Source organism: Vibrio sp. SG41-7 (assembly GCF_014164465.1).
In the GTDB taxonomy this organism is placed as follows: Bacteria; Pseudomonadota; Gammaproteobacteria; order Enterobacterales; family Vibrionaceae; genus Vibrio; species Vibrio splendidus.
In genome coordinates, this window is the sequence record NZ_JACJFF010000141.1 from 1 (window position 1) to 12,749 (window position 12,749).

Genomic DNA, 12,749 nt, shown 5'->3' on the forward strand with positions numbered 1-12,749 from the left:
TGGTTTTAGTCGCGCCAAAAATATTAATTTTTCAATTCATTATGATGACCCAACGAGTTCTGAAAGTTATTTTAACGAGCAACCTGTTGTAGTGGAGTTTAAAGATGCCCTTGGCCACTGGAACGTAAAATCATCTTACTAATTTGACGGAAGTCACCCTGCACTTCTGGCTTACCTTTCTTCTGCATTTGTGAGTAAAACAGATCTAACGTAAGTGCAACGACAAGGTTTTGGATCTCTGATGGGTAACCCGCAAGTTCAACAACTGTAAAGCCATCCACTAACTCGTAAAGGCTAGTCATTTTTTCCGGCTCTGACTCAAATATCTTGAATCGAGCGAGCTTAGAGAGCGCTGCATAAAGTGAATCTTCTTCGACTTTCTCTTGCTCTAGGAATAATGCCCATACATCGTCAATCGTTGGTGCAGGTTTGCACCACGTTGAAGGATCTTCAGGGTGGATACCTGCAGCAGCATAAGACTCCAAAATTAGGTTCTCTAAACGAAGCTGCTGCTTTTTACCCAGCCCGTATGCACGTGCCATAGTTTCCGAGAATCCTGCCGCTGTATGAATAGGTAACATTGGCGTGTCCCCATACAAGCTTAGTGGGTTATATGGAAGCTTAAACAGTTTGTACTTTTTGGCGTTAGTGGCACCTAAAAACTTATCGTCGATATAATCAGATTTGTAGTCAAAAATGAGTATTCCAATTGGCGCGCCATTCACATTATCTGCTTGGTTGCGATAAAGCTGAGTGATTACCGACTTGGTAAACTGAGTTTTACCCGTACCCATGGTGCCAATAATACCGGTATTCGTATTCATGAATTTTGTAGTATTGGTTGGCTCCCAGTTCAATGGTGCTTGTGTTAGAGCATTATGACCAAACATTACGTTTAAGTTGCTTTTAGATTCAACCTTCAACGGTTCAACGACTGGCGCCACTTGCTCTTCAACAACAGACGGCTCAGACTGCATTAATTCTGTAGTTTCAGCTGCATCAGACTCTACTAATGAAGGCTTTGGCTTTGCTTCAACCATCAGCGGCTCTACAAATGGCGCGACTTGCTCTTCACCAACAGAGGGTTCAGGCCGCACTAATTCTGTAGTTTCAACCTCATCAGATTCTACTAGTGAGGAAAGAGGCTTAGCTGCAACCTTTACCTGTTCAACAACTAGCGCGACTTGCTCTTCTACAGCGGGCTGCATTGAATCTGTAGTTTCCACCACTACAGGCTGTGATTCAGCTTCAGCGAGTTTTTCTAACCGAGTTTCACCGTTCAGCACATACTCACTTGGCACGTGGCAAAGTTGCACTACATCTAATTCGTTCAATACTTCTTGCAGCGGAGTTTCGACCAAGCCAGGAAGCAGCCCCATAGGTAGCTCGACTTTTAACACCCCTTCCATCATTTGGTAGTCAGGTTGTAAACAGCCAGCCCCTTCAAGGTGGCTAACCACAAAGCCTTCTGGGTAATCTGCAATTTGACCAAGTGAGTAGTCACCTCTTAGCCACTCTTCTTTGTTTGCCAGCAAAGTGTTGAAGTAATCATCAGCAAATACTTTGTATAGGCGATACTTATCAACTTGCATCAACACTTGGCGCATGAACAAACCACGGTATAACTTGCTCGCTAGATCTTCGTTGCCAAGTAAGTCTTGGCTTAAGTAACGCAATAGCTCTTTTGATTGTTTAACGGCTTTATTGTAATTCGGCACCGAACCCGTTTTCACTTCGACAGGTAGCAGGTACATGTCTTGGTCTTTGAAACCAACCAGCAATACATCGTCAGAAATTTCGCCTTTCTTGTAACCTTGAACGTTGCGGGAGAATTCGCTGTCAGACATCTTCAGGCCAATATTACCCGATACACGAATCATCTCGGCAACAGATAACGGCACCCATGTAATGTCTGAATCATGCACTAGGCTAGTCACAAACTTGTAGGCACCAATCACGCCTTTGCGCTCTTTATTGATGGTTGGCGCACAGGTCATCATTTTCAACAGCCAATCACCGTTGAACGCGTTGAACTCATTAATTTGGCCACCATCACCTTGCTTGATGATTTTCTCAAACAAACCGCGCTGCGCAGTAACGGTAATTGCATCGTAGCTAGATGAGCTGGTGTACTGATCTGAATAGTGAATCAATACTACATCTTCATTACTGTGGAAGAAGTCCAACGTCACTTTAGGCTCAATAATGGTCGTCCAGATAGAGCTATCGTATGAGCGTTCCAGTAAACCTTTAAAGTCCTCACTGACCGCTAAGGCAACTGCATTTGCACCATGATATTGAGTATTCGGTTTGAGTGCTGGCTTCAATAGAGCGCCAACATACTTCGCCATCATTAAGTGTGGGTGATCTTGGTAGTCCGTACCTTTCAATCCAAAGCCCGTAAAGTACGAACCTGATTTACTTTCAGAAGCATCACCCGTTAGTAGACCATCACATGCAATGCCTGATGCCATGTCTTCTATCGCAATATCTGAACAATCAACCTTGTCGTTATTACGGAAGAAAGAGAGGTGCGCGTATGACTGGCCATCTTTCTCAGCCTGAGCATTTGTGAACTTACTGTACGTTAGACGAGTACGAAGAATATCGATAATAGTATCGGCAACCTCACGCACTTTACCCTTGTTAAGCTCTAACCACTCTTTTAGTTCATCGTAATTGGCAGTTTCTGCGAATCGGTCAAATGCATTGAACGCTAGCTTATCGTCATACAGGTTAATATGAATCGATGCTGACTGCTCTTGATTGCTACGGATGTAATCCACCAGCCCCATAAACAACTCTTCAGCACTGTCTTGGTTCACCGCATTAACGATAATGCTCTTCTCTGAGCCAGTGAACAGTTGACTGAATGCCGTTTGGAACTCATCGATTTTCTCTTTTACCAGCTTACGAACGAAGGTAAGAGAACTTTTCTCTTGAGGGACGCTCTTGATCCAAAACGCGTTCTCTTTCACCTGCTGGTTGTAGGAAAACTCATGTTTAAGATGGTAAACATATGGCAGCAAACCTTTTGGCGACAAGCGTTCAAAGGTGACATCAGGAAGCTGAGCAAAGCTCTTATCATCACGAATCGCATCTCTTAAATTGAGGTAATAAGCCAAAATCAGCGGATGGAAAGGCGAGTAGTATTCTTCGTCTTCAGATTGCACCAAACCGATTTTCAACGCTGATTTCTGTTCTTTTGCCAGCATGCTACCCGTTGGGATTGCTTCAAAATACGCTAAGCAAGCATCAACTGTATTTTGGACGAGTGTTGTAAACTCATCGCCCCAAGACGCCAATGATGGCGTACTACGGCGTTGTTCTAGGTAATCAAAAAGTTCAACGTAAGAACCATGAATAGCATCATCAATCGCTTGCAGGTCATCGAGCTTGATCGCACCTGAATCCGCAATGGACACTACTTTGTTGTTGATGAACTCTTCTTCCCAACGCAGCAGTTTTAAGCGAACACCTGGAACAACAAACTCACTGTTATCAATGCCGACTTTGCCTTTTTGAGAATAAAACTCACCGTTATATTCATCTTTGAAAAGCTTGTGATAACGACCTCTATTAAGCAGTAAAGGTAAACTCAATGAATCAGTCGCTACAGCACCCTCAACATTAAATTTGAGCTGGTTATCACCTGATTTAACGGCAAAATCTATTTCATCAGCTTCATTAGCTAACGCTTCAAAATCCACGAAGGCGTAATCTGCAGCATCGACAACCTGCTTGGCATCAAGCAGTGAATATGCGCTGCCTTCGTTGGCTCTGATTTGCAGTTTGTTCTCTTCCATGTTCAAGGTTAAGCGCTGCTTCGCTGGTGCAGGCTCTACCAAGAAGATATTTTTGAATGGCTCAATATAGAACTCGCCTTTACGGACAACTAAACAACGGAAGTTATAAACCTCAGATTTGTTCTCACGCTTTAGAGCCAAGTTAAAAAACAGTGGCTCATGCTTGTACGTACCTTTCAAGCTAGCTCGTGTCGTTTTCCGACCATTCAGTGTGGTAATCACTTCTTCATTATTAAGCGCTTTTGCTGGCTGAATTTTGAACTGACTTTTATCGATATTACTCGCACCTTGGAAGATCAGCTTCAGTTCAAACTCATTTACACCTTCATCTAACTCGATGATTAAGTGGCGATCACGCATGCCTGCTTTGGTCTCTGCACGGTTACGAGCTGTAACGGTCATACCGTCGCTAGCAAGCTCCTCTTCAAGAACAAGCTGCTGCTGAGCATTGCGCTTTTTCTCTTGTAAGAATGCTTCGAACTCAACGTCTTTCCATGCATCCGTTTCTGAGAAGTTCTCTTTAATAAATTTCTCGCCGAATGATTTCAAGCGGTCTTGAAGCTGACCACCAAAGTGTTCAACTTCAAAAGAAAGCTCTTCGTAAAGTGCACGGTTATCTTCTAGGCGTTTTTTTATTTGCTTGGGATTGCCACTCATTTCAGCTACGAGCGGATCTTCAAACATGCGCAACTCATTGAAGCGCAAGTCACCGTCTTCAACGGCTTTGTATAGAGACTCAAAACCAAACATGGTTGCGCCATCTTCTAAAATGGCATCGAATTGATCATCAAGCAGACAGTTCGACACATCGCGCCCTTTGTCTTGCTGATCGATTAACCCTTTCATTGCCGCTTTGATCTTTGATGCGCTCCAAACTTGTCCCACTTGAGCCAAGTCTTCTGCAGAATTTATCAAGGTATCAAGCAAGCTGTTGTGGATCACAACTAGCGCGCAACCTTTTAAGTAGCCAGATTGGCTCGCCACTTCGTCACGTAGATGAGAGATGTAGTTTTCAGTGAAGCCTTCAAACTCTGCTGGGTTTTCGCTATGAATCACGGGTACGATTTTGCAGCCTGACAGTTCAATGAATGGCAACTTGATATCGTTAGTCGCATCAATGCTGTTTTCAGAATGATCCGTCATCGCCTGATACAAACGCATGCTATTTTCATTATCTGGCGACTTAAACTGATAACGGAAACCTGCCTTGATGTGTGTTTCAGCATCCGCTAAAAACTGCTCTACTAGAAAGGTCTCAAATTGTTTTACGGACATAAACTGCGTCTCCACTATCACTCATGCGCTCTACGTTACCAATGCGCTCATAGAATTTAATTAGTTCTTGTTCTGTTTGTTTATCAACGAAAATGCCACGTTGCTCAAAGGCTGTGATTAGTTCGTGGAAACGGAGTTTGTCCTTTTCTCCAACAACTAGGTTGGTCAATAAGATGATGTAGTCTTGGTTAAGTACTAATACTCGACCACTGCGACCTCGGCTTTGAATAAAGTGAGATGCTAGGTACTTCTCGATTTCAGTTACATACTCTTTATTGATTTTAAGTCTGTCACCCACATCAAACTGTGCTATGGCTAGTTTCATAATATTTGCTAGCCAATCAATCGCTAAATCTGAATCTTCGAGTGTCGTCTTTAATTTACGTTTAGCCTTAAATGCATTAGCAAAGTTTTTCAACCTCTCTGTAAGATGCTCGAACTCAGATTCGTGAATATTTTTAGATAACTCCCACAATGGTATCTCTGTATTCTTATTAGGCTGTAATAAAACAAGCATACTTAACATAGGAAAGAGCTTTGATGCTGAGTCACTAAATAATCGAAAGCCATGCTTCTTTATATGAGTACGCTCACTACTTGCTCTTTCGTGGTCCATAATAAAGTACAATGGCTTAGCTGTTGGCTCTTCACCCGAGTACCAATCTTGTAATGACAAGCTTAATTGAGCTGTATAAGTAAATGCATAGAATGACAAAAATGATTCAAGCTCATTAAGCATGTACTGCGGACGACTAGACAAAAAAGCCAAGTCAGCTCTAAATACTTTAGAGAGAAAAGGTAAATATGGCTTAATATTTGAAGATACAGAATCCACGTCATCCATACTGGTTCGAAACACAGACAACATTTCGCTCTCTAAGAAATTCAACTTAGCATCAATATTACCTATACGCATATCTCCCAACAAAGTAGAAAACATTGCTACCATACGAGGATCTGTAGCCTTATTTTGATTGTCTTGGGTGTAAAACAATAAAAATTCTGGGCTTACTGAAAAAATATGTTTTTCATTGAAATACATTTCTTCCAATATATCCCAAAAATCTTCTTCTCCAAGCTTGCTGATGAATTGAGACTTGCAATCTAAGGTAAATTGTTCGTAGTCATAACTTCTAACTTCCTTCCGTAGAATGGTTTTCAAAATGGAACCAACAACCACATTATTGACAGCTTTATCATCAGTAAATTTATTATTTTTATTCGTAACCAATGGAAAATAACTTTTAAGTGAACTATTGCTCCCTGATACTGAGTCTTTATTTTGAGGAAGATTAGGGTTAAGAACTTCTTTGAATTTATCTTGATTCATATTACATACCACTCACTTCGAAGTATTCATTATCTTCATTCACGACCTTGTAGCGTTTGTCGTTTTTCAAAATAAACAGAGTATTCTTTTCGTTCGCTACCGTGATGATTTGCTCAATCACTTCATCCAAGAGAAGTACGGCATTTTTGTCATGCTTATTCGGACGGTACCCTTGGTTTATTTTTTCCAATAATTCCAACAAGTTAATACTTATCGGCATTGGCAGAAGTGAATGATCATCGACTCGAATATGAGCGTTAAATGAGCCTATCTTGCTCACCGCTTGTGTTTTAATCGATGAAAAATCAGGTTTCACCTCGAGTTCAGCCGCTGTTTGAAAGCCGTTGTATTCAGAGACAAAGAATTGGTCTTTATCAAATGACGGAGAATTGCGGTTACAATAGCGGTGCACAGCTGCAATGAGAGTGTCTTTGTAGAACTTATTAAGCTCTCTCTTTTGCATAGCTGACCCATCAAACTCACGATGAAGCAGCCAGGTGTTTGCGTATTGATCAACCAAAGTGTTGTTAAAGTCTGCTTTCAGCTCATTTATGTAATCATTCGCAAATTGCTCTTCGTCCTTCAACAGATAAACCATCCGCAAGTATGAAGCAGCATTGAGTACATCAAATACACCTTGTACTTTCACCTGATCTTTAAATTGTGTAAAGCCTTCATCTTCAATCCCCAGACCAAACTCAAGAACGAATTCGTCAATTTTACGAGTGTGGATATTGCTTGGGTCAAAGCTTTGAATATGTTCTAAAAGCTCGTTATCTGAGCCAGAGAATAGATTATCAAACAGGTAGTCATCGCCCGCTAAGATCTGGTACACAAAGTCCAGTAGCGCTCGTGCTGTTAGGAATTGATCTTTGATTAAGCGAACTTTCAGCAGCAAAGAAATAATATTCTTTTGCACAGATTCTAGCCCCAGCAACGCATAGTTCGCCGTGAGCTTGCTGTGACCTAGCTTTTGAACTTCACTATCATAAAGTGCGTAAAACGGGTTATCTAGCGTTGGCTCAGTTAAACGAGCCAGAAACTTGGCTGCAAAGTCAGAAGTGCTAACTTCATGACCCAGCGTAAATTTCGGGTATTGCTCGAAATCTAAGAAAATGTGGTTCGTTGGAATATCGTCCGTTTTGTTTTCCAAGAACGCTTTTATCGAAGCTTTAATATCGTCATGTTCCGCAGCACCTTCCTCGGCATAGTTGCCTAACATTCCGATATTAATGCCAACAACAAGTGGCTTCTCATTTCCTTTGAACAGTGAGAATCGCTCATCCAACGCATTAATTGCGGTTTGATTTGGATTAAAGCTGTGTGTCGCATCAAGATGAAACTCATGTGTCGCTTTGTGCTTCTGGCTGTATTGAGTCAGGATCTCAGACTTACCGTCACCACTACTACCACACAAGAAAATGATGTCATTTTTCTTTGAGGACAATAGCGACTTTTTAAAGTCGACCTCGATGTCGGTAGTGATATACACATGACTCTTATATTTAGCCAGATGATCTTGTGTCTGATCTCTTTCAGTACTCACCGCATAAGGTGAAGATTTAGATAAGATGCTGAGGGCTTGAAGTAAATTCAAACTAGTGACTCCTTTCGACTAAACTTTGGGTTTTTATTCATATTACTGAACGCTATGTACTCAATAATTTCGATTGATGGAAATTAACTGACACCCTGATGTTTTACGTCGCATTTTCAAACAAAGGTACTCGATACATAGGTGACATAAGCCAAATGCAACGAAAGCCAACCAACAAAAAGTCATCGAGATCAGAATTCTACATAACAGGTTTAAATGAGTTCTACTTTTTAACATGAAGCGAAATGTTCGGCAGTAATATTGGTCACAGATGGTCACAATTGTGACCATCTGTGACCAACAATATAAGATTCACCCGTTGTCTAGTGCATAATTTGGAATACTTAGCCAAACTTGAACCTTAGCTTTTGGATAGATTAAAACTGGAAATACCGTCGTAATACACGCCGATTTACTAAACACCAATCGAGTAGGAGGAGGTCTCACGGCCTCCGTCCTCTCACACCACCGTACAAGCGTGGGTCGCATACGGCGGTTCCGAATATACTTTTAGTAACTCGTACCCTTCTCGCAATGAGTACAAACCCAACTCCTCGAACCATTTTATTGGCATAGCGTGATTCACTTGCGGCGTTAAGACTAAGCGCCACCAACCTTTATCTGACATCGCTAGCTTCCAAGCATTGCGCTCTGTTACACCTTGTTGCTGTAACCATGTCGCTATGCCATATCTGCGTTTGCGTTGTTTCAGTCGATAGCATCTTAATCTTCGTCGTATCCATTCGTCTAAGCGCTCCATTGCACTCTTTCTCATGGCGAGTTTAAAGTAGTATTGCCAACCTCGTAAGTATTGAGTCAACTCTGTGATTACCCTTTAACTCTCTTCCTCGGTTACGCTTCGTTATCTGCCGCACTCGCTTCTTCATTTGAGCTTGCGCTGACTTCGATATATGGATGCTTCCATCTATCCCGAAGTTATGGCTTAGGTAAGTACGCTCTGTCACTCTTGTCGCTGCGCTTTTCTCTCGGTTTACCGTGAGTTTCAGCTTCAACTCCAAGAACTCCGTTATCGACTCTTTGACTCGATGAGCAGCTTCCTCACTACTCACGTAGATTTGACGGTGAGTAGCCCGTGGGAACCTCCCCCACAGGCTCTCTCAGAACCGTACGTGAACCTCTCAGCTCATACGGCTCCCATCATCCAACCGATGGTCTGACACCTAACTTCCAGTGCGGAAACAGGTAGGGATATTTCAAAGCTATCTCCCCAAGTCTGTGTTCCGCTCGTCGTCGGTGTTTCTTTAACTTTTTGTACTTCCTCATCGCCCACAAACTGAGTTTGCGGTTGATATGCCGTAGTGTCGGGTACATGGCTGATTTGTAAAAACGACCATAGTAATTTATCCACCCCTGTATTTGTGCTCTGAACATTCTGGCCAGATCAAGAAGCTCTTTATCACTGCGTAATTGCAGCTTCCAACTTCTTATTTCTTGTCTGATCGATTTGCCTGCTTTAGCACTCATAGCTGGACTGAAATTAATAAAGTGACGCCCCGTTTTAGTTTTCGACCTTCTCGGGCGAAATGTATATCCGAGAAAATCAAAACTTATGACTGGGTGTTCCTCTCTTCTATCACCATCTTTACAGTAAACAATTTTCGTCTTATCAGGATGCATCTCCAAACCACATTCCTGTAACCGCGCCGCTAAAGCCCTTTTCAGAGCCTTAGCTTCTGCTTCGTTCCGACAGTGCGCTATTGCATCGTCAGCATAGCGGCAGAATGGAAACTTCGAGAAGTTCCTTTCCATCCACTTATCAAAAGCATAATGCAGAAACAGATTACTCAGTACTGGACTGATCACTCCACCCTGAGGCACACCCCGACTTCGCGTGATTACCGTTCCATCTTCCTGCTGTATCGGAGCTGTCAACCAACGTTCGATATACAGAATTAGCCACGGATTATTGGTGTGCTTTCGGACAGCTTTCATTAGGAGCTTATGATCGATGTTATCGAACAGCCCTTTGATATCAAATTCCAGCACCCAGTTATAACGCCAACACCGTTTACGAGTCACCGCTAACGCTTGATGTGCAGACTTGTTGGGTCTATAGCCATAGGAGTCCTGATGAAACCATGGCTCAACCAGTGGCTCAAAATGCAGCTTCACTAACATTTGAGCAACCCTATCTGATACCGTGGGTATGCCCAGCTTCCTTTCGCCTCCCGTTTTCTTCGGTATGGCTACCGTTTTAACCGGTGGAGGAAAGTAACAGCCAGACGACATTCGGTTCCAGAGTTTGTAAAGGTTGCCCTTCAAGTTTGACTCAAATTGCTCTATTGTCTCGCCATCGACGCCATAAGCGCCTTTGTTGGCTTTAACTAATTGCCACGCACGAACAACATCGTACTTGGGAATTACAAATGGTTTTGTTGCTTCCAAAAACTCCTCCCACTGGTCGCTCTAGGCTACCACAGCGGTTGATCCTCAAATTCAACAGGATGATTACTCCCCTTCGCTCCAGTACCATTACAGCCCCTTCATCGCTACTACGGGAATATCCGCCCCTGTGCTCTGCATTGGTACTCAGACTCTTACGGGGTCTCCGCTTGAGTGGCTCCCTTTGCATCAGAGCGACAGGTTCCCACGTTCCGCACAAAAGCCTGTATTAAGTTCATGCCTTCTTCACGCCGGATGCCACCTGGACAGTAAACAGGTTTCCTCCAGATTTATCCCGGGCTAACGACTCCCTCCCGGTTTTGACACCATTCCTACGCTTTCGACGCGTCATCGAAGGTTCACTTTCGTTCATCTCCTTAATACTCACCTGACAGGATCATGTCCCGCCTTTTCCTTAACGCTCACGACCATGGCTCTTTACCATAGCCGCTTAAGGTGGTTTGAAGCCTCCTCCTGTAAGGCGACTTCGAGGGGCCTACCCTCATCTTCTGCGCAGTTGCGCATCGACTCTGCTTACGCAGTAGTCTGTGCTCGTGGCACACAATCATCTGCATATCGACAGAATTTATGCCCTCTACGCTCTAACTCTTTGTCCAGTTCATCTAATACGATATTGGATAGCAGTGGAGATAATGGTCCACCTTGTGGTGTCCCTCGTTGTCTCTGTTCAACTAGCCCGTTTCGCATTATGCCTGCCTGTAGATATGACCTAATTAGCTTCAATACTCGTTTGTCATTGATATCCTGTGACAGTCTGTGCATCAGTCTATCGTGATTCACGGTATCAAAGTATTTCGCTAAGTCGATATCTACCACATAACCTCGCCCCTCTCGGATGTAGCGACTGGCTGCCGCTAACGCATGATGCGCACTGCGGTTGGGTCTAAATCCGTAACTGCTATTGGAGAACATGGGTTCATAGATATCTGACAGTACTGAGGTAATTGCCTGTTGGACAACTCTATCCAGCACTGTTGGGATACCTAATTGCCTTACACCACCACTAGGTTTGGGGATTTCTACACCAAGGACTGGCTGAGGTTGGTAGCTTCCATCCAGAAGACTCTGGCGTAGCTCTTGCCCGTTTGAAGCTTGTCGAAGTTTAAGGATGGTTGCATCAATGTCGAGTTTATCGACTCCTGCACATCCCTTGTTCTTCTTCACTCTTCTTAGAGCTTATTCAAGTTGGTTGAGGAACAGATTTGTTCCATCAACGCAGTTGAGGTCACCAAGACTCGTCCTCCTGTCTACGCCGACCATGCTTGTCATTCTTCGTCTCCATGAGCTTTACTTGCGGTATCGCCCATTGGGACGTAGAGATGATTTTCATCTTGCTATGACTCCACATGATTGAGTGTCTAGTGACTGCTTCTTGATATATTCAGTTCAGGCCTTCCCTTGGGTTGTACTTCCTCAATGTACTATGCCTTCTGCTGACTTCTTATTGTCCATCACACAACATCGCTGCTGCATTAGTCTCTATCGAGACAGACCATAAGATCTCCCGAGGTAAGACGTTGCTCTTTCCCTTGGCCGTGCCTGATTTATCACTACACACTTCCCGTCGAGGCATCGGGCTATTCTATCTATCGCTAGGTTGCCCAAGTTGTAGTGACCTACTATCAGCTTTCTGTTCGTCACAACCAAGTTTTGCCATTTGCTTCCTTCAGATTTCCCTCACGGTGAACACCCTTGCATAGGCTAACGGTTCTCGCTCGACTGAGCCCGTAGAGGACTTTCACCTCCTAGAACAACGCCATGCTCGGCGCACGATACAAGAAAGCCAAGCTAAATGCTTGGCTTTCTTGTCAAATTTGGTGGATCCGGGCGAACTCGAATCGCCGACCCCTACCATGTCAACATAGAAACTGCGTGAATGCGTGCTTGTTCTTACCTGCCTCCCATAATTCTGCCAAAACCTCTTTAGATTCATTTTTAACCAAAACACCTGATGTTTGTGGGCTCCACTGTTGGTCTGGCATCGCTGAGTTAAGAAGTAACATAGGCAACAAACCCTCTTCGCAAGAGTGTCGAATATCTTCTAGTTCAAATTGAATATAGGCTGTCTGCTTTTCTGGATTTTTCCAACCAGAATCCAAGTAACTTTCTTTTGTCACCTTACCTCTTGCGATAATTCCTCTAGGCTCAACACCTAAGCGGATTAAGGTGAGCTTACGAGAAGATAGTGTACGTAGGTATGAAGAAGCGGCTCTGGCCAAAAGCCAGAGCCTGTTTTGATTAGATATTGGACTGATAATTCCAGGGCAAGAACTGTTGTGGATTAGCCTTAACTTCACTTTCCATTCGCTGTATCGTA

At 43.4% G+C, this 12,749-nt stretch carries 3 protein-coding genes and 4 pseudogenes; all 7 read right to left on the bottom strand.

The features are described 5' to 3' along the window. Positions 1–125: 125 nt before the first annotated feature. Positions 126–5,081: pseudogene (gene dptH, locus H5300_RS23030) on the bottom strand (DNA phosphorothioation-dependent restriction protein DptH); the annotation flags it as partial. Then, a complete protein-coding gene (gene dptG, locus H5300_RS23035) occupies positions 5,062–6,411 on the bottom strand; it encodes a DNA phosphorothioation-dependent restriction protein DptG (RefSeq protein WP_182796987.1) in 1,350 nt (449 codons plus the stop codon). The gene dptG and the pseudogene dptH, both read right to left, overlap by 20 nt. A gap of 1 nt (position 6,412) precedes the next feature. Then, on the bottom strand, positions 6,413–8,008 hold the full coding sequence (gene dptF / locus H5300_RS23040) for a DNA phosphorothioation-dependent restriction protein DptF (RefSeq protein ID WP_182796988.1): 1,596 nt from the start codon (positions 8,006–8,008) through the stop codon (positions 6,413–6,415). A gap of 460 nt (positions 8,009–8,468) precedes the next feature. Further along, positions 8,469–9,087 (bottom strand): annotated as a pseudogene (locus tag H5300_RS28365) (group II intron maturase-specific domain-containing protein); the annotation flags it as partial. 79 nt (positions 9,088–9,166) lie between these two features. Next, positions 9,167–10,414 carry a group II intron reverse transcriptase/maturase gene (ltrA, locus tag H5300_RS23050; RefSeq protein WP_182796989.1) on the bottom strand — a complete coding sequence of 416 codons (1,248 nt, stop codon included), beginning with the start codon at positions 10,412–10,414 and terminating at the stop codon, positions 9,167–9,169. Between the two features lie 558 nt (positions 10,415–10,972). After that, positions 10,973–11,643: pseudogene (gene ltrA, locus H5300_RS28370) on the bottom strand (group II intron reverse transcriptase/maturase); the annotation flags it as partial. Positions 11,644–12,288: 645 nt separating this feature from the next. Continuing rightward, positions 12,289–12,749, bottom strand: a pseudogene (locus tag H5300_RS23060) (hypothetical protein); the annotation flags it as partial.